Source organism: Enterococcus sp. AZ011 (genome assembly GCF_050548355.1).
Lineage (GTDB): Bacteria > Bacillota > Bacilli > Lactobacillales > Enterococcaceae > Enterococcus > Enterococcus faecalis.
Genome location: NZ_CP172959.1, coordinates 2523817 through 2542422 on the forward strand (window position 1 = coordinate 2523817; position 18606 = coordinate 2542422).

The 18606-nt window shown below is 38.7% G+C and carries 19 protein-coding genes; 5 read left to right on the forward strand and 14 right to left on the reverse strand.

Features of this window, described 5'->3' with window-relative positions:
• The first annotated feature begins 12 nt into the window (after positions 1 to 12).
• Positions 13 to 747 carry a class A sortase gene (locus IGL36_RS12165; protein ID WP_430608817.1) on the forward strand — a complete coding sequence of 245 codons (735 nt, stop codon included), beginning with the start codon at positions 13 to 15 and terminating at the stop codon, positions 745 to 747.
• A 47-nt stretch (positions 748 to 794) separates the two neighbouring features.
• On the opposite strand, the gene IGL36_RS12170 is transcribed toward IGL36_RS12165, so the two are convergent.
• From IGL36_RS12170 to rpsO, 8 genes are all read right to left on the reverse strand, one after another.
• Positions 795 to 1025: a hypothetical protein gene (locus IGL36_RS12170; protein ID WP_002383277.1), complete on the reverse strand. Its 231-nt coding sequence runs from the start codon at positions 1023 to 1025 to the stop codon at positions 795 to 797.
• A gap of 88 nt (positions 1026 to 1113) precedes the next feature.
• The gene (locus IGL36_RS12175; protein ID WP_002387365.1) at positions 1114 to 1584 is read right to left on the reverse strand and encodes a low molecular weight protein-tyrosine-phosphatase; all 471 of its coding nucleotides are present in this window, start codon (positions 1582 to 1584) and stop codon (positions 1114 to 1116) included.
• Positions 1585 to 1624: 40 nt separating this feature from the next.
• On the reverse strand, positions 1625 to 2194 hold the full coding sequence (locus IGL36_RS12180) for a TetR/AcrR family transcriptional regulator (protein WP_002398151.1): 570 nt from the start codon (positions 2192 to 2194) through the stop codon (positions 1625 to 1627).
• A 177-nt stretch (positions 2195 to 2371) separates the two neighbouring features.
• Positions 2372 to 3793, reverse strand: coding sequence for a CHAP domain-containing protein (locus tag IGL36_RS12185; protein WP_002394023.1), 1422 nt, complete (start codon positions 3791 to 3793; stop codon positions 2372 to 2374).
• Positions 3794 to 4124: 331 nt separating this feature from the next.
• Positions 4125 to 4634: a rod shape-determining protein MreD gene (gene mreD / locus IGL36_RS12190; protein ID WP_002354987.1), complete on the reverse strand. Its 510-nt coding sequence runs from the start codon at positions 4632 to 4634 to the stop codon at positions 4125 to 4127.
• A complete protein-coding gene (mreC, locus tag IGL36_RS12195; RefSeq protein ID WP_002383273.1) occupies positions 4631 to 5491 on the reverse strand; it encodes a rod shape-determining protein MreC in 861 nt (286 codons plus the stop codon). The genes mreD and mreC overlap by 4 nt, the downstream gene beginning before the upstream one ends.
• A gap of 181 nt (positions 5492 to 5672) precedes the next feature.
• Complete coding sequence (gene pnp / locus IGL36_RS12200; protein ID WP_002367402.1) at positions 5673 to 7787, reverse strand: polyribonucleotide nucleotidyltransferase; 2115 nt, start codon at positions 7785 to 7787, stop codon at positions 5673 to 5675.
• A 186-nt stretch (positions 7788 to 7973) separates the two neighbouring features.
• Positions 7974 to 8243: a 30S ribosomal protein S15 gene (rpsO, locus tag IGL36_RS12205; RefSeq protein WP_002354983.1), complete on the reverse strand. Its 270-nt coding sequence runs from the start codon at positions 8241 to 8243 to the stop codon at positions 7974 to 7976.
• A 279-nt stretch (positions 8244 to 8522) separates the two neighbouring features.
• Here rpsO and def point away from each other — a divergent pair, with 279 nt between their 5' ends.
• Positions 8523 to 9086, forward strand: a complete 564-nt coding sequence (def, locus tag IGL36_RS12210; protein WP_002354981.1) for a peptide deformylase — start codon at positions 8523 to 8525, stop codon at positions 9084 to 9086.
• A 46-nt stretch (positions 9087 to 9132) separates the two neighbouring features.
• On the opposite strand, the gene IGL36_RS12215 is transcribed toward def, so the two are convergent.
• The 3 genes from IGL36_RS12215 to IGL36_RS12225 form a co-directional block, all read right to left on the reverse strand.
• Complete coding sequence (locus tag IGL36_RS12215; protein WP_129238681.1) at positions 9133 to 9909, reverse strand: HAD family hydrolase; 777 nt, start codon at positions 9907 to 9909, stop codon at positions 9133 to 9135.
• A gap of 9 nt (positions 9910 to 9918) precedes the next feature.
• The gene (locus IGL36_RS12220) at positions 9919 to 10572 is read right to left on the reverse strand and encodes a DNA alkylation repair protein (RefSeq protein WP_002354978.1); all 654 of its coding nucleotides are present in this window, start codon (positions 10570 to 10572) and stop codon (positions 9919 to 9921) included.
• A gap of 71 nt (positions 10573 to 10643) precedes the next feature.
• Positions 10644 to 11447: a formate/nitrite transporter family protein gene (locus IGL36_RS12225; protein ID WP_002365340.1), complete on the reverse strand. Its 804-nt coding sequence runs from the start codon at positions 11445 to 11447 to the stop codon at positions 10644 to 10646.
• A 323-nt stretch (positions 11448 to 11770) separates the two neighbouring features.
• On the opposite strand from IGL36_RS12225, the gene rpsD reads away from it, so the two are divergent.
• The 3 genes from rpsD (at position 11771) to lepB (ending at position 13688) form a co-directional block, all read left to right on the forward strand.
• Positions 11771 to 12382 (forward strand): 30S ribosomal protein S4, encoded by a 612-nt coding sequence (rpsD, locus tag IGL36_RS12230; protein ID WP_002365342.1) that lies wholly within the window; start codon positions 11771 to 11773, stop codon positions 12380 to 12382.
• Between the two features lie 159 nt (positions 12383 to 12541).
• Positions 12542 to 13090 carry a biotin transporter BioY gene (locus IGL36_RS12235; RefSeq protein WP_002354975.1) on the forward strand — a complete coding sequence of 183 codons (549 nt, stop codon included), beginning with the start codon at positions 12542 to 12544 and terminating at the stop codon, positions 13088 to 13090.
• Between the two features lie 61 nt (positions 13091 to 13151).
• Positions 13152 to 13688, forward strand: a complete 537-nt coding sequence (lepB, locus tag IGL36_RS12240) for a signal peptidase I (protein WP_002385230.1) — start codon at positions 13152 to 13154, stop codon at positions 13686 to 13688.
• A gap of 68 nt (positions 13689 to 13756) precedes the next feature.
• On the opposite strand, the gene IGL36_RS12245 is transcribed toward lepB, so the two are convergent.
• From IGL36_RS12245 to IGL36_RS12255, 3 genes are read right to left on the reverse strand one after another with little or no spacing between them, the layout of a single operon-like run.
• A complete protein-coding gene (locus IGL36_RS12245; protein WP_010716778.1) occupies positions 13757 to 17284 on the reverse strand; it encodes a WxL domain-containing protein in 3528 nt (1175 codons plus the stop codon).
• On the reverse strand, positions 17281 to 18057 hold the full coding sequence (locus tag IGL36_RS12250) for a hypothetical protein (protein ID WP_010818043.1): 777 nt from the start codon (positions 18055 to 18057) through the stop codon (positions 17281 to 17283). Before IGL36_RS12250 ends, IGL36_RS12245 begins: the two co-directional genes overlap by 4 nt.
• Entirely contained in the window at positions 18044 to 18406 is a 363-nt protein-coding gene (locus IGL36_RS12255) for an LPXTG cell wall anchor domain-containing protein (protein ID WP_010716776.1), read from the reverse strand. Before IGL36_RS12255 ends, IGL36_RS12250 begins: the two co-directional genes overlap by 14 nt.
• Positions 18407 to 18606 lie beyond the last annotated feature (200 nt).

The following is an 18606-nucleotide window of genomic DNA, read 5'->3' on the forward strand; positions in this document are numbered from 1 at the left end:
AGGAGGGAGAATATGCGCCCAAAAGAGAAAAAAAGAGGAAAAAATTGGTTAATCAACAGCTTATTAGTTTTACTATTTATCATTGGCTTGGCCTTAATTTTTAACAATCAGATACGCAGTTGGGTGGTTCAACAAAATAGCCGCTCGTACGCCGTTAGCAAGTTGAAACCAGCTGATGTGAAGAAAAACATGGCCCGTGAAACAACGTTTGACTTTGATTCAGTTGAGTCCTTGAGCACAGAAGCGGTGATGAAAGCCCAATTTGAAAACAAAAACTTACCTGTGATTGGTGCCATTGCGATACCAAGTGTCGAAATTAATTTGCCCATTTTTAAAGGATTGTCAAATGTCGCTTTATTAACTGGTGCGGGGACCATGAAAGAAGATCAAGTCATGGGGAAAAACAATTATACCTTGGCTAGTCATCGAACGGAAGATGGTGTTTCCTTATTTTCACCTTTAGAAAGAACCAAAAAAGACGAACTCATTTATATCACTGATTTATCTACTGTTTATACATACAAAATAACTTCTGTAGAAAAAATCGAACCAACTCGTGTTGAGTTAATTGATGACGTTCCTGGTCAAAATATGATTACCTTAATTACCTGTGGCGATTTACAAGCAACGACGCGAATTGCTGTTCAAGGAACATTAGCAGCAACGACGCCTATTAAAGACGCCAACGACGATATGTTAAAGGCTTTCCAATTGGAGCAAAAAACCTTAGCCGATTGGGTGGCTTAATAAAAAAATCCTTGAAAAGTTTTGACACTTTTCAAGGATTTTTTGCTTTATTTCATCGCTTGACGTTCTTGCTGTTTCAGACGAGCAAAACCATAACGAATACCTGCAAATAATAAAACTAACGGAGATAAGAAAACAGAGATCATTAACCATTCACTTGTATACATACTACTAAAAGATAAATGATACGTGACAGCATACACTAGCGGCAGACTCATTATCAACAATAAATAATACAAACTCAATTCAAAAACATAGGATAAATAACTACTGTTCATCTTACTTCCCTCCTGTCTCTTTTTCCCTGAACAATTTGTTAACACTATTGTACCAAGGGGAAACAGAAAGTACTATCGGACTATAGTCCTAATCTTTCAGCTGTGCTTTTATTTTTTTCAACCATTCTGAGGTACCTGCTTCCACTAAGCGGTAAGTTTCCTCAAAATCTCCAGTATAATAAGGATCAGGTACGTCCATGGTTTCTTTACCAGCCACAACTTCCATAAATAAATGAATCCGCGGTTGCTCTTCTTGAGGAGCTAATGCTTTTAAATCGGCCACATTATTCGTATCCATCCCAATGATATAGTCATATTTTTTAAAATCACTTGGCTGGATTTGTGTCGCCCGCATTCCTTGATAGGAAATTCCTTGTTGCTCCAAAATTTTTCTGGTTCCCTTATGTGGCTGACTGCCAACTTCCCAGTGGCTAGTAGCTGCTGAAAACACTTGAATAGTCGATTCTAAACCGGCTTGTTGGACTTTCTGACGAAAAATCGCTTCTGCCATTGGCGAACGACAAATATTGCCTAAACAAACAAATAACACAGTTACCACAACGTTTCACTCCTTCATAAAACTTTTTATCCTTCACACATTACTCATTGACTTCTTGTTCATACAAATGATAAGCCATAAATTCTGTATCTTTCGCTAAACGGAATAATTGCGTCGCCATTTCCAAAGGAGTCTGAGGATATTCCTCAAGAATCCATTTCGTTAAGACACCGCTACATCCATAAGAAAAGAAATTCGCATAAAATTGTTTGTCTTTATCTGTTAAATGGTTCTCAACATCGACTTGTTCAAATAATGAAATAAATAAGCGATTGGTCGAAGCGGAAAAAACATTAAGAAGAACTTCTGAATCTGAGGTCACCGTTGTATAGTAAAAATGACTCTTCTCTTTAATCGCTTTTAATAACTTCAGGGCTTGTTCCTCCCAGTTTTCCAAACAAATATCTGTTTCTAAGTAAATCAATGCATCGTGACGATAAATCCAACGTAATAAATCATATTTATCTGTAAAGTGATAATAAAATGTTTGGCGATTCAAGCCCACTTTTTTGGTAATATCTTGGACACTTATTTTACGAAAATCCTTTTGTTCACATAATTCTATTAAAGCTGAAGCGATTGCTTGTTTTGTATCGTGCGTTCCGCTCATGCTGATTCCTCCGCTCCTAATATGTATATACCTCTATAATTGCAAAAAAACGGCCAGATTACAATATTTTCAGATACATTTTATGCATATATTTAAAATTAAATGAATAAAAAAAGCGGCAACTAACGATTTTTGTTAGTTACCACTCCTTGTTATCAATTATTAATAGATGACTATTTAGCCTGGAAAACGCCATACAACAGCGCGGAATCCTGCTGGTGGTGCTGGTGACCAGTTAGAGTTAGAAGAAACATAACCAGAACCTCCTGGGTTGTTCGCTTCAACGATTTGGACACTTCCACCACTTACACCTGTAACTAAGACAGTATGCACGCCACCAATCCAGCTATCTGGACTATAGGCACTTTCATATTGAACAACATCGCCTGGTTGCACGTTACTCCAGCTAACTTGTGTTGCGCCAGAAGCAACATAGCCACTGTTTGGACCACCATAACCGAAGTTAATACCGCCTGCCGCTAACCAGCGACGAACAGATACTAAACATTCACCTGGTTGATTCCAACCTGTTGCATAAGAATTACCAACATCTGCTAAAGCTGCATTAATTGCGGCTTGTTTTCCTGAAGTCACGCCACCATTCCCTGGTTTTGCTTCATTACCTTTTTCAGGAGTCGTTGGGTTAGTTACAGGAACTTCTTTTTCTTTTTCAGGTGCTGCTGCCACAGGTGTTGTTACAACACTTTCTGTTTCAGTACTTGAAGTTGTTGTTTCTTGCGTTGTGGTACTTTCAGTAGTTGTTGATGATTCTACTGCTGGTGTTGCGGCTTTTTCTTCAGCGGCTGATGCTGCTGCCTCATTGGCTGCTTTTGTTGCTTGCGCTTGCTCTGCTGCCGCTTTTTGTGCTGCGGCTTGTGCTTGCGCTGCCGCTTGTTCTTCTGCTTTTTTAGCAGCTGCACGTTGGCGTGCTTGTTCTTCTGCTAAACGTTTTTCCGCTTCTTTTTTCTGTTTAATGAAGCCGTCTTTTTTCCCTTGTTCTTCAGAACGTTGCGCTTCTAAATCATTTTTAGCCACTTCTTGTTGAATCTTCAATGTTTTTAATGATTCTGTTTTGTCATTTAGTTCTTTTGTTGCTGCTTCTAATTCAGCAATTTGTTTTTCAACATTCTTTGTTTTCTTTTCAACAGTCGCTTTGTCTTCTTTTTGTTGTTCTAGTAATTCATTGTTGGCGCTCATCATTGTTGAGACCGCTTGAACGCGACCAATTGCATCTGCTACTGAATCTGCATCTAAGACAGCATCAATAATTGAATCACTTTGACCATTCACTTGGACATCGCGTGCTTGTTTTGTCATTTGTACTTCACGTTTTTGAATACGGACATTCAAATCAGAAATTTCACTATATAATTTAGATACTTCTGATGATAGCTTGTTCTTTTTAGCTGTTAATGTATCGATTTGTTTGGCCGTTTCAACCATATCATTTTCAATCGCGGCAACTTTTGCTTCTGCATCTGACATTTGGCTAGTTAACGCATTAATTTTTTGATCTTGTTGTTGAATCTTTGTATCGTATTCATCTGCAAATGCTGCGGATGGCAACGCTACGCTTGTTAATGTAATGGAACATACCATTAGAGCCGATAATACACTTTTCTTCAATCTGTTGTCCTCCGAAAATCCTTTTTTGTTAAGCTTTTTTATTATTTATTAAAATTTGAATAAATTTCTCTTTTTCAACGATAGAGCAATTGTAGCATAGCTGTATGTCACTGAGATAATATGGATGTTACAGTAATATTTCAATTTTCTTCTTGTAAATGACAAAAAAAAGCTTCACTTTTTTCACAACTTTCTTCATGGATCCAGGGTAAGCTTCTCATTGTTTTGTTATTTAAAGAGAATAAAAAAAGCGAAAAATGCTAACAAATGAGCATTTTTCGCAAACGAACAAAATTTTCAATTTTTATTTTACGGAAAACAGTTTTTTCAGTGGATAAGATAAAATAACATACCACACCATGTTCAATAGCAATGTAGGGCCTAACACACGTGTAATAAATAAAATTGGGCTGACATCTGCTAAATGAAAGGCCACTTGAATCAGTACCGCAATCAGTTCATACAACGTGGTAAAAATGACGATCCCAAAAAAACCAGTTAGTAAATTTGTTTGAATTACTTCTTTAAATGTATACATCAACATAACCGAAAGCGTCAGTGCAACTGTATAAATCCCGATAATGCCAATGTAGTAGCTATCGCAAATAAAGCCTAAAATTAACGAAGTAATTAATAAATAACGTTTAGAAAAATTAGGAACGGCAAACATAAACGCAAGTAATAGCAGATGAGAACTGGCGAAGTAAACATTACTTGTCCACGTTTCAAAAGACTTTGTTAAATGAGCATCAATTAACATTAAGAAAAACAAGAGAATAGGTGTGACGTATTTTAAATACTCTTTCCGAATCATTCGCTTTCCCCTGCCGATCTTTTCACGACCGTCACAACGGAGATACCATAGACATCCGCATAAGGTTTCACATAGACTTCACGATCTAAACCAAAACTATCTGGTTTCACTTTAATAACTGTCCCTACCGCTAAATCGGCTGGGGAATTACCACCTAAGCCAGAAGTCTGAACGACATCGCCTTCTTTCAGAGTGGCATCGCCAGTTAATTGTGACACAATTAATGCATTCGTCTTATTGTCGTAATTTTTAAGTAAACCAAATGATTCGCCATTTGCGGAAGTTACTCGCACAGGGAAATGGTTCGAGTTAACATTTTTAGACGTTAGTAGTTCCACTTTTGCAGTCGTTGCATTGACTTCAATAACACGCCCCACTAACCCTTTTTGCGCCATGACCGCCATGCCCGCTTCAATGCCGTCATTGGTTCCTTTATCGATAATTAATAAGTCTTGCCAAGTATCCGGCGAACGCGTAATGACATTCGCAGTTACTTTTTCATAGTTGGCCAACGTTTCGTTCAGATTCAATTCTTGTTTTAAACTATCAATTTCACGTTTATAGTTATTGTTTTGGACAGCTAATTCATTATAGCTATCAATTTTTTCTTTTAGACGTTCGTTTTCTTTAAACGTGTTAATTAAATTGCCCATTGAAGACAAGCCATTTTCCACCACACGAGCTGGAAAAGAAATCACACGGTCCACCATACTAACGCTATTATTGACGCCACCTTGAACGACATTGGTTTTGCCTTTTTCAGAACGTTGCGCAGCAGTTAAACTAATAATGGTTACTAAAATAATGACTAAAATTAAGGTAATGATTATATTTTTATTTGGATTAAATTTTTTCACAAAGACACCCCAGATATTCTTCAGACTGATAGTATTAATTTTACCACTAATTGACTATAAACAAAAGAGTTGGCGATCGTCTTTAGCTTTTTTTATCATTTCTTTTTTAGGGCTTGTTTTCAACGAAAAAACCAACGAAAAGAAAGGAAGCTTCCTTGGTTTTCGTTGGTTTAAAAAGAAATTATTTTTCTTTGTTTTCTTCGTTTAATAATGCTTTTCTTGACACGTTGACACGGCCTTGTTTGTCAATTTCAGTTACTTTGACAAGGACTTCGTCGCCTAATTTCACGACATCTTCAACGTTGTTCACACGTTCGTTTGCTAATTGAGAAATATGGATCAAGCCATCTTTGCCTTTAATTAGGTTAACAAACGCACCAAATTTTTCAATGCGGACAACTTTTGCTAAGTAAACTTGACCGACTTCGACTTCTTTGGTTAATTCTTCAATAATCTTGATGGCTTTTTTAATCATTTCGGCATCTGATGAAGCAATACTTACGTTACCGTCTTGATCGATATCAATCTTAACACCAGTTTCATCAATGATGCTGTTGATTGTTTCGCCACCTTTACCAATGACATCTTTAATTTTCGCTGGTTTAATTTGAATCATTTCAATTTTCGGTGCATATTGACTTAATTCTTCACGAGGAGCAGCAATCGTTGTTGTTAATTCTTCTAGAATTTCCATCCGTGCTTTCTTCGCTTGGTCTAATGCTTCCGTTAAAATTTGTTCTGTAATTCCTTGGATTTTGATGTCCATTTGTAAAGCAGTGATTCCGTCTTTCGTTCCCGCTACTTTAAAGTCCATATCGCCAAGGTGGTCTTCTAAACCTTGAATATCTGTTAAGATTGTATAGTTTTCACCATCACTAACAAGACCCATTGCAATACCTGCAACTGGCGCTTTAATTGGCACACCCGCATCCATTAATGCTAATGTTCCCGCGCAAATACTTGCTTGTGAAGAAGAACCATTTGATTCTAACACTTCTGCTACTAAGCGGATTGTGTAAGGGAAGTCTTCTTCTGATGGAATAATTTGTGCTAAGGCACGTTCACCTAACGCACCGTGACCGATTTCACGACGACCTGGTGAGCCCGCGCGTCCTGTTGAACCAACAGAGAATTGCGGGAAGTTATAATGATGGATGAAACGTTTGCTATCTTGGACACCCAACCCATCGATAATTTGATGTTCCCCTAAAGGCGCTAATGTACAAACGGATAAAGCTTGTGTTTGACCCCGAGTAAATAAGCCAGAACCATGCACACGTGGTAAAATACTTACTTCTGATGATAAATGACGAATTTCGTCTAATTTACGGCCATCCGGGCGAATCTTATCGATCGTAATTAACTCACGTACGACATCTTTTTCAAGATCTTCCGCAATTTGTTTCACTTCTTTTAGTAATTGCGCTTCTTCTTCGTGTTCCGCAAATTTTTCAGCGTAAACTTCTTTGACTGTATCTTTTACTTTGTCAATTTCAACTTCACGTGCTAATTTTTCTTCCGTCATTACGGCTGTTTTCATTGTATTGTAGTACGCATCAAAAATTTCTTTTTTAAGATCAGCGTCCACTTGTAATAAGTCCACGTCCATTTTTGGTTTACCTACAGCGGCAACGATTTCTTCTTGGAACGCCACTAGTTCTTTAATGGCATCAAAACCGAAAAGTAAGGCACCTAACATATCTTCTTCTGATACTTCTTTAGCACCACTTTCAACCATGTTGATGGCTTCTTTTGTTCCAGCAACAGTTAATTCAATATCTGTTTGTTCTGCTTGTTCTACCGTTGGGTTTAAGACATATTCGCCATTAATACGGCCAACGTCAACACCAGCAATTGGTCCATCAAACGGAATATCTGAAATTGCTAACGCTAAGGAAGACCCAAACATTGCAGCCATTTCTGGTGTACAATCTTGATCCACACTCATAACGATGTTTGTGATTTGGACTTCGTTACGGAAGCCTTCTGAGAACATTGGACGAATGGGACGATCGATTAAACGAGCGGTTAATGTCGCACGTTCACTTGGACGACCTTCACGTTTAATGAAGCCGCCAGGAATTTTTCCTACCGCATACATTTTTTCTTCATAGTTTACAGTTAATGGGAAAAAGTCTACATCTTTTGCTTCTTTAGAGGCAACAGCAGCACTTAAAACGACCGTATCGCCGTAACGTACTAAGACAGCTCCATTGGCTTGTTTGGCTAATTGGCCGATTTCTACTTCTAGTGGGCGGCCGCCCCAAGTTGTTTTAAAGACTTGTTTTTCTGTCATAATTCTTCTCCTTTACTCTTGCTCTTTGGAAAAGTCAGACGGCTACTAAACAAATGAAAAAGTAACAAGTCGTTGCTGCTCTTTCATTTGGTTAGTAGTTCCTAAAAACTTTCCAAAGAGGACCTTCAATAGTGACAATAAGATAAAAAGCGAGATTCTGATTGAACCTCGCTTTATACGTAATGATTAACGACGTAATCCTAAACGTTGGATCAATTCGCGGTAACGTTGGATGTCAGTTTTACGTAAGTAAGCTAACAAGTTACGACGGTGACCGATTTTTTTCATTAAACCACGGTAAGAATGGTGATCTTTTTTGTGTGTACGCGCATGTTCGTTCAATTGGTTAATGTCTTCAGTTAAGACAGCAATTTGTACTTCTGGAGAACCAGTATCTCCTTCATGACGTGCGTATTCTTTAATGATTTCGTTTTTTCTTTCTTGTGAAATTGCCATTTGTTCCACCTCTTTCTCTATTATTCGTCTGATCACTGAGTGAAGCGTTGGTGACTCGCTAAACCAAGTGATAGATGGTGTGTTTCCACACAAGCTTACTTTACAGGAAACACCGCTAAAATGCAAGCTTAATCTCTATTATTCGATAGTTTTTTTAAACAATCTAGCCCCTTTTTTGGTGATTTTGTGATACACTAAATGGTGGTAAACAACTGATTATTTCAGCGCATGAATAAATAAAAGAAGAATTTTTTTATGTTTCAAAGGAGGAACCATTGAATGATTACAATGAAAGATATTATTCGTGAAGGGAATCCCACACTTCGTGCTGTGGCAGAAGAAGTGCCTGTCCCTATCACTGAGGAAGACCGACAATTAGGCGAAGACATGTTGACTTTCTTAAAAAATAGTCAAGATCCAGTCAAAGCCGAAGAATTACAATTACGTGGTGGCGTTGGTTTAGCTGCACCACAATTAGATATTTCTAAACGAATTATTGCTGTCCATGTTCCTAGTAACGACCCAGAAAACGAAACGCCTTCATTAAGTACGGTGATGTACAACCCTAAAATTTTGAGCCATTCTGTGCAAGATGTATGTTTAGGTGAAGGGGAAGGCTGTTTATCTGTCGATCGGGATGTGCCTGGGTATGTCGTTCGCCATAACAAAATTACCGTCAGTTATTTTGACATGGCTGGCGAAAAACACAAAGTTCGTTTAAAAAACTACGAAGCGATTGTGGTTCAACATGAAATTGATCATATTAATGGCATCATGTTCTACGATCATATTAACAAAGAAAATCCATTTGCTTTAAAAGAGGGCGTTTTAGTCATCGAATAAAGAAAAAAACTGGGCCGTTTGTTTTCAGACAAACGGCCCAGTTTTTTTAAATGGCCTTCATTTCTTTTAAGGCTTTCCAAATCCCATCATTATCATTTGTATCTGTGACCATCGTAGCCGCTTTTTGAATGGAAGGACTCGCATTGCCCATTGCAACGCCAATTCCTGCATGACTTAACATTTCTCGGTCATTTTCGCCATCCCCAAAGGCAATGATATTTTTTGCATCAATACCCACACGTTTAGCTAAATACGTTAACGTAGCTGATTTTGAGCCATCTTTAGGCACAACATCTACGCTATGTTGATGCCAGCGAATAAAGCGAAATTCTGGGTATTCTTCTTCAAACGTACACTGATCTTCTGCGTCATAAAAAGCCAGCGCTTGGTAAATATCATTTTGACGATAAAAGTGTTCATCATAAGCAGGTGAATGAAAATGAAAAGAGTTCATCGCAATTTCCATTTTTTCAGCACGGTGCTGGTTGCTCTTCTTAATATCATCTAAGCCCACACAAGCAAATCCTAAGCCGCGTTGATCACTGTCTTGTGCCAAACGTTCCAACGCTTCAGCGTGCAACAAATTTTGATAATATTGCTCATGATCCACAAAAGCCGCGGCGCCATTACATAATACGTAATTGGTAAAATCTAAATCCCAAATCACCTCTTGCGCCATATAACGACTTCTGCCAGTTGCCAGCGTAACTAAGTGTCCTTGCTCCCGCAATTTTGCTAGCGCTTCTCTCGTGCTATCCAATGCTTTCTTCTCCGAATTTAACAACGTCCCATCAATATCAAATGCAAAAAGTCTTCTTTCCATCATTTCTCCTTATTCGCTCGCTTTCGCTAAATATTTACTGCCTTCTCGTTGTGCTAAAGGACTCAACACTAATTCTTTCATCAATTCCTCGACCCATTGCGGATTCGTTTTACTATATTGGCGTAATGACCAGCCAATCGCTTTTTGAATGAAGAACTCCTCTGTAGTTCTATCATAAATAATCGCCTTTTTCAACAGGTCCTGATTGGTCTTTTCTTTCAACATCAACTGTAAATTCAGCGCAACACGCCGATTCCAGAAATTTTCAGCGCCATAAAAAAGGGCAAAAATCGTTGGCAATTCAGTCAGATGCAACGCCACCCACGACCCAAAAAATTTTCGCCAAGCATCCACACTGTCCCACCACGCTTTTTGTGGAACATAGGCTTTAAACGCTACGACCTCTTCTAATGAAAATCTCCGAACATTTTGAAGGGCTAAATCAATAGCGACATACTGATATTCTCGTTCTGTTTTTTGATAATAAGCCTCAATCTCTTGGCATAATTTTTCCTTTGGCCACGTATGACTTTCTTTTAAAAGTTGTTTACTTAACGCTTGACGTTCTGGGGCGGGGATGCCTGCAAAAACAAATTGATGTTTCATATAAGCAGACATTTTTGCTGCTGTTTCTGGGTTCTTCTGAAATTGAAGTGTGTCCATTCCTTCGCTCCTTATAATAAAAAAACTATACTAAAACAGTGTACCATGTTTTAGTATAGTTGGTTGGTCAATTAATCAAAATACGTTAAGTTTTTGTTGTCTTTATCTAACCAGGCATAGCCGAGACCCATAATTAAGCCACCACCGATAAAGTTACCGATAAAGGCCCAGAACAGATTATGAACAACATTACCAGCTGTGAAAGCTTCAATTGCGCCGTTCGAAGCAAAGTAAGCTAAACTGAAGGCTGGGAAGTTGGCAATCACGTGTTCAAAACCAAGGAACGCAAAGATAAAGATAATGAAAATAATGGCCGCGACTTTGCCGGCGTCATCTTTCATTCGCATACTCACTAATACGGCTGTATTAACTACAATATTGGCGAACATAGCTTCAACTAAAATCTGTAGGGTGGTTTTTTCTAATTTTCCAGCAATCGATGTAAAGAAGAAACTATCTTTTGGCAAATCTTGGAACGGCACCGTAAGTGATACCAAGAAACCAAACAAGACGCCACCAATTAAATTGAATAAGATACAGGTAAATAAAATTTTTGCAGCTAAGGAAAAGTTGACTTTTTTACGATAGACCCCAACAGTCATGTACAACATATTCGAGGTACCAAGTTCGGCATTCATATATAAAATCATTACAAGTGACCAACTGAACATGAAGGCGTAAAGCATTTTCCCTAAACCATGAGAAATTCCTTCTCCTTTAATTGCGATTGCAAAAGCAACGGCTGTTCCCAACGTTAAAAATAGACAAGCAAGCATTGCACGAACAGCGTAGCGGGAAAAGCTGTTTGAGAATAAATTCACTTTCTTGTCGATGGATTTATCAATTTGTTCAAACAATGGTGAACCAGACTTCATTGTAAACTCCCTTTCATTCCGTTTTCAACTTATATTTTCAAAACATCTCCCCTTATTCTAATGAGGAAAAGTGTTTTTGTCTACCTTTTTTTCATATTTCACTTTAAAACCTTGACGTTTCCTATCCTATTAAGTATACTAGATTTTGTGTAAAATAATTGCAGCAGAAGAATAATAACTCGTCAACAGTTCATTGCCAAACTTGGTTCAACTGCGTAACCGCGGCTGCAAAGGCGAAGGTTGAAGAATGAACTGAACGAATATGAATTTTTCATCTAATTATTTTACTCCAAAAAAACATTTATTTATTGGAGGAATTTTTAATGTCTCGTTATACTGGACCATCATGGAAAGTATCTCGTCGTCTAGGTATCTCTTTATCAGGTACTGGTAAAGAACTAGCTCGTCGCCCTTACAAACCAGGACAACACGGACCTAACAGCCGTGGTAAAGTTTCTGAATACGGAATGCAATTAACTGAAAAACAAAAATTACGTCATATGTATGGCATGAACGAACGTCAATTCCGTACGTTGTTCATTAAAGCAAGCAAAATCAAAGAAGGTAAACACGGTGTTAACTTCATGGTTTTACTAGAACAACGCTTAGATAACGTTGTTTACCGTTTAGGTCTTGCAACTACTCGTCGTCAAGCACGTCAATTAGTTAACCATGGTCACATCACTGTAGACGGCAAACGTGTTGATATTCCATCATACCACGTTGAAGTTGGTCAAGTGATCGGTGTTCGTGAAAAATCTCAAAACATCTCAACAATTAAAGAAGCGGTTGAAGCAACTGTTGGACGTCCAGCATTCGTAAGCTTTGACACTGAAAAATTAGAAGGTAGCTTCACTCGTTTACCAGAACGTGATGAACTTTACCCAGAAATCGACGAAGCACTTGTCGTTGAATACTACAACCAAAAACTTTAAGATTTCAAAAGGTCGAACTACGGTTCTTACCTTCTTTCAAAACCTTGCCTTTCTTGGCAAGGTTTTTTTCTTTGCCCTCTTTACAAAATTGTTTACTTCCGCTAAACTATTGTTAACCAAATAAAAATAATTGGTTAACAATAGAAAGTGAGGCTTCTTATGAATAAAGCATCGTTACGCTCTTTAATTTTAGCAGCAGAATTCGCTGTGATTATTGCTGTACTTTCACAATTTACAATTCCATTGGGGATTGTCCCCTTAACTGGACAAACATTTGCCATCGGCTTAACCGCTACCGTTTTGGGCAAGCGAACGGGGACCTACGCTATTTTAATTTACTTCTTATTAGGATTAATTGGTTTACCCGTTTACGCTGGGATGTCTAGTGGGTTCGGTGTACTCTTTGGACCAACTGGCGGCTATTTAATCGGATTTATCTTTAACGGCTTATTAACTGGTTATATTTTAGAAAAAACAACCTTTAACTATACTTGGGCCATTATCGCAAATATTGCCGGTGCCTTAGTTACCTTAGTTTTCGGCATGATTTGGTTGAAATATTCCGCAAATCTGCCGTGGCCAAACGCTTTCGCTGGCGGGTTTGCTCCGTTTATTATTCCTGGTATCATCAAGGCTGTCGCAGCTGCTTATGTTGGTATTTTAATTCGCCAACGCTTTATGAAACGTTTTTTAGCACATCTTTCTTAAGGGGAAAACTTTTTTCTTTTCCTTGTCTGTAGTACACTAAAAGGACAAAGGAGTGAAGTCCATGTCCTCATTATTAAAACGATTGGTTCAGTTGGTTTTGTTAGTCGTCGCTGTCTTGCTAATTCGACACTATGTTTTCTCCCCTGCTGCGGTGAACGGCTCTTCAATGGAACCAACACTTCATAACAACGACCGTTTATGGGTGACCTCGATTAAAAAGCCTCAGCGCTTTGATATTATCGCTTTCCCTAGTCCTCGCAACGGCCAACGAGTAGCCAAACGTTTAATTGGTTTACCTGGCGAAACAGTCGAGTATCGCGATGATACCCTTTATATTAATGGTGTATCACTCAGTGAAGATTACTTAGCAAGTGCTAAACGAAATGTCTCTAAAAATGAAAATTATACCCAAGATTTTACGCTAGAGACCTTAGAAGCCACCCAATCCCTGACCGTTCCAGAAGGCATGTATTTTGTCTTGGGGGATAATCGCCCGCGCTCAGATGACAGTCGTTACTTTGGCTTTGTTAAACAAGCGAGTGTGGAAGGTGTTTTGACTTTTCGTTATTATCCATTAGATAAAATTGGCTTTCCATAAAAATAATAAACCGCCCTCAAAAAGTTAGACTTTTTGAGGGCGGTTTAGCTTTTATTCACGTATTCTTGTTAAGGTCCAGTCACAAGATTCCACGTAACCGCGGCCTTGTATTGTTGCCCTTTAATACCTTGATTGGCTGGCACTTCAAGTTTGACATTATTGAAGGTGAAGTCCAACTGGTAAACATTACTACCTGTGAATTGCTTGTTGGCAATAATACTCGTTGCCGTGTTGTTGGCTGTTAAGCTAATGGCACTCGTGGTACCGACCGCATTTTTCAACTCGGTTGGTTGATTGTAATTGGTGAAGCTAAAGACAGGCGCCGCCCCTAATAATAAGCGGGTCGCTGTAGGCAAGCTGTCTGTCGCTGATTTTGGTTGTGACAGTTGCGCTGTTAAGCTCCAATTTGGTTGAGTTTTCTTAATTCGGACATACGGATTCCGTGTGCCGTTACCGTAGTAATCCGCGGCTTTTTTCAAGTTGTGTTGTTGCTTACTTCCTGCAACGCCCACTTGGCCGAAGTCGAAGGTTGGCACACTGATGAAGCCTTCGGTCGTTGGTGTGACTACTTCTTGATCATTTGGACGAATTCTCACGAAGTTGTCCACTGTACTATCTTTAATACCACCAAATACTACAACTTCTGCTTTCAAAACAGTGTTTGGTTTCCCTGTTGCGCGAGTTGTGAAAGCAATTGAAACTTTTTTGCCGATAGGAAGAGCATTTGGTAAAGAAACCCCCTCTGTCCAAAGTGTACTATTTACTGGGATTGATTTTGTCGTTTCTCCTTCTGGTGTCACTTCCATAAAGGTCGGGATCGTCAGACCAGCTGACCAATTGGGCCCTTTTTTCAAGTTAAGATTCTGTAAGGGTGCTTTGCTAGTATTCGTGATCGTTGTTGTCCAGATTACATTGGTATTCGTATCGATCACTTCTTTTGGTCGAGTTAATGTGACACTAGCCGTTGGTATTTCTTCCTTATACATGGCGGTCATATCATCATTGCCATCAAAAGTCGCATTGAACGTTGGTGTTGTGGTTTTGTTCAACGTACTTGGCTTGGTTTTCCCTTTATACCACCCTTGGAACGTATAGGTCTTGCCACCTGCAGTATACGTCGCTGGTAAAGCTTCTGCCGCTGTGTACTTGAAGGTGTTACTGTTCATTGGTACTTGGTTACCTTGGGTGAAGCCTGTTGGTGCGGTGATTTTGGCACCGTTGGCATCCACGAAGTTTTCAGTGACTTGTTTCCGTGTGACTTTATAGTTCATGGTTTGTTTATAAGTAGAAGTCCCATCAAAGCCAATTAATACCATTTGCTTTTCTGGAGGATTATCAGAGACCGCCACTCTTAATAGTCGAGGGTAGGTTGTATTGGAACTACCTGCACCAAAAGTTGTTTTCATAGCAAATTTATTATCTGTTCCTTTTTTAAAGCCTTTATCTACGGCATTTAAAAAAGTAGGGGCCCCATTATTGAAAACAGGATTGACTCCCACATAACCGATAGGATACCTTGCTACAGGAATTTCTGTAGTTGTTGCTTCAATCTTATCGACATAATTCAACGTATTCGTGATGGTGATATCATCAATTGTATAGCCACGAAGATTATAAATATCACTGACTTGCGTATCAAAATTTGCAGGCATAGCGACTCGTGATTGTGTTCCTATTTTATACTTGTTGTTTTTTGAAGTATCTTTTGTCCCAACGATTGGTGTACGCGTTCCCGTTTGATTTATCGTGTTATCCGCTGTTTTTCTTAAAAATTGAGTATAGTTACCAGAAAACGTTAATGATTCATTGAATGCTTGACCATTCTCATCGACAAATTCTGCATAGAAACCTGGGTAAATCCACGTATCTTGTGGAATCATTTCCTCATACACCACATTTAAATCATCATTATCATCATACGTCACCGCATAACTTGGTGTCTTCGTTGTTTTTAAAGTCGCTGGTTTGGTTTTACCTTTGTACCAGCCTTTGAACTTGTAGGTTTTTGTGCCGACTTTGTAGGTATCTGGCAAGGTACCTGCTTGTTTGAACGTATAGTCATCACTTGTGATTACGGTTTGTTTTCCTTGGGTGAAACCTGTGGGCGGTGTGATTTTGGCACCGCTTGTGGCTACGAAGTTTTCGGTAACACGGCGGTTTTCTAAATAATAATAAACAGTTTTATCTGGGGTAGCTAAATTGTAAGTCGCTCCTACGTTACCAGAGTAAACACCCATTGCATAAAGTGTCTCAGTCGTATCCCAGTTCCAATAATATTGTTTGGTGTTATATGATGTATTACTGGTTTTACCTAATTCATATGCATTTGTACCAGGACTTGAACTAACAACCGTACTTGGATTTACAATATCTTTTCTGACCTCATTCGCAAGTGGATATTTCGTTTTATCCCCTGTATAAGTTGCCGTTGGTGAGATTGAAATGGTGCGATAGTATTTCGGAATTTCATGTGTAACACTTCGTGTACCATATGTGGTACCTTCCACAGACTCTGGTAAGGTATAGACTTTTTGTGGAATCGTTAATTTTTTAAGATTCGTTGTCGTTACATTGGTTCCTGTAATCGTTGAAAAAGGTGTTGTTGTACCACTTTTCGTTGTTTCAGACATCGTTGCTTTCAATGTGAAATTAGCAGGATTGATTAAATTACCTTTTTCGTCTACATAGCCAAAAGTAATTTCTTTGCTAGGTAATGTATAGGTTTTGGTGACTACTTCCTCATACACCACATTCAAGTCATCATTCCCATCATACGTCACCGCATAGCTTGGTGCTTTGGTAGTTGTCAAGGTACTTGGCTTTGTTTTACCTTTGTACCAACCTTTGAACTTGTAGGTTTTACCACCTGTTGTGTAGGTGTCTGGTAAGGTGCCTGCTTGTTTGAAAGTGTACGCTTCACTATTTATAACTGTTTTCTTACCCTGAGTGAATCCCGGGGGTGGTGCGATTTTTTGTCCACTACTATTAACAAAATTCTCATAAAGTTTTTTGTAATAAATATAGTAGGTAATCGTTGCACTATTATTTCCTGCATTAAATTGTCCTGTTGTTCCCACAAGATTGTCACTAAACATAATATTAGTACTTACTCCGCTATGAGGATTAAGATTAGTTATGCGCCACGTCTTACCAGTCGCTTTAGTAAAGTTATATGCTGAAATATCATAGTTGCTTCTCGTATAAGTTGTTGATGTATATGCTCTGGAAGTCATCACACCTGTTCGGCTATCTGGAAATGTTGTTTTAGGCGGCGTTAACACAATTTTATCAATTCTATTGGTGGTAGCTGTAGCAAAATTAATCGCAATGTCGTTACTAAAGAAAAGCCACGAACCCCCATTACTAGTGCCTACAGTTTTTAGTCCTGTATTAAAACTATAAAGTCCATTGCCAGCGTTTGTCATAGTTAAAGGATATCTTAACAGTGTTCCTTCAACTTTAGAGTTGGTTGATTTAAATAGTACTGGATTCATGGAAAGGCTCATTTGTTCCTTACTAGACTGTCCATCCTCATCGTAAAATTTTAAACTCCCTTTTAAACCTAAGTTACCAGCAAATTTATCCACATATGTCATTTCATTTCGTCTATTGACTGCACCAAAACCATTAAATCGAATCGTAGAATCGATATATTTTTTTCATTGTGTATACCAGAAGTAATTCTTGTCTGAAAATACAACGTTTTGATATACCCAGTATTTCCAGAAGTTCTCCCGTGTAGACGATTAATAAATGCAGTGACCGTCCTAGTGGACTCTGTCCAAACAAAATATTCGCCACCACTATTGGCATTATGAGAGCCTTCCCCTAGAACTACATTTTGTTCCTCGGGGCCAACTTTAATAATAACTGAAGTGGGTCTAGTCATTCCTGCTGCCAATTTTGATTCAATTCGAATCGGACCAACAATATCTGAATTTGTGTCATCTGTTGTAATATTTTCAAATTTCAACCGATAATCAACTACATCATTAAGACGAACCGTAGTTTTATTCGTTGCCCCTGTAGCTGCCCAGACAAATGCCCTAGGCATAATTTTCGCTTGAACACTGGATGGTTCAAGTATATTTTCTTCTTGAACGATTTCCGTTTTTTCTTTTTGTTCCGCTTCTTTCGTTTCTTCTTCCTGACTTGTGTCAGTCGTTACTTGACTATTTTCCGTGCTGGCTTTCGTTGTTTCTTCCTTCACGCTACTTGCTGGCGTCTCTTCCTTGGCACTACTTTCGGCGGTCGGACTACTTTCAATCGTCACGGTTTCCGCAACTGCCGTCACACCAGAAAAGGCGTTAATTACTAAAGAACTACACAAGCCAATGGTTGCTAATCGTTGCCACTTAGTTTGCTTCATGTCGTCCCTTCTTTCTATGTACGATTCCCGCCAAACCGATTAAGGCGAAGCCGAGAATGCTCAAATTTGCCTGACTCTTGCTCCCTGTACGAGGGAGCGTTGAGCCAGTTGTGGTGGTCTGTGTCGAACCACCACTTCGTTGATCTCCTTGCGGAGGACCAGCTGGTTCCTTGGGATCAGCAGCTGGCGCATCTGTTTTCGGTGGGGGATCTTTAGGAGCGGGTGTTCTCGGATTTTGGTAAAATTCAATCCCCACCGAACTAGAACCACCATCAGATGCTTCAACATTTATAAAAAAACTAGGGGAAAATAGTAGACACGCAATCATTAAATAACGCTTTTTTTTCATTTAAAAACCTCCTTTTGCATTTAAATATCTCTCACAACCTATTTTCATAGCTCTATAATAGCAAAAAAAAGACTCTTCAAAACAACAGTTTTTTCCAGTTGATAACCCTTATTTCAACAAGTTCCTTATATATCGTGTCTTTTAAGCTACGTTATTTAAAGGAAACAAGGGAAAACAGTAAAGACTATCCCCTTTTTCAA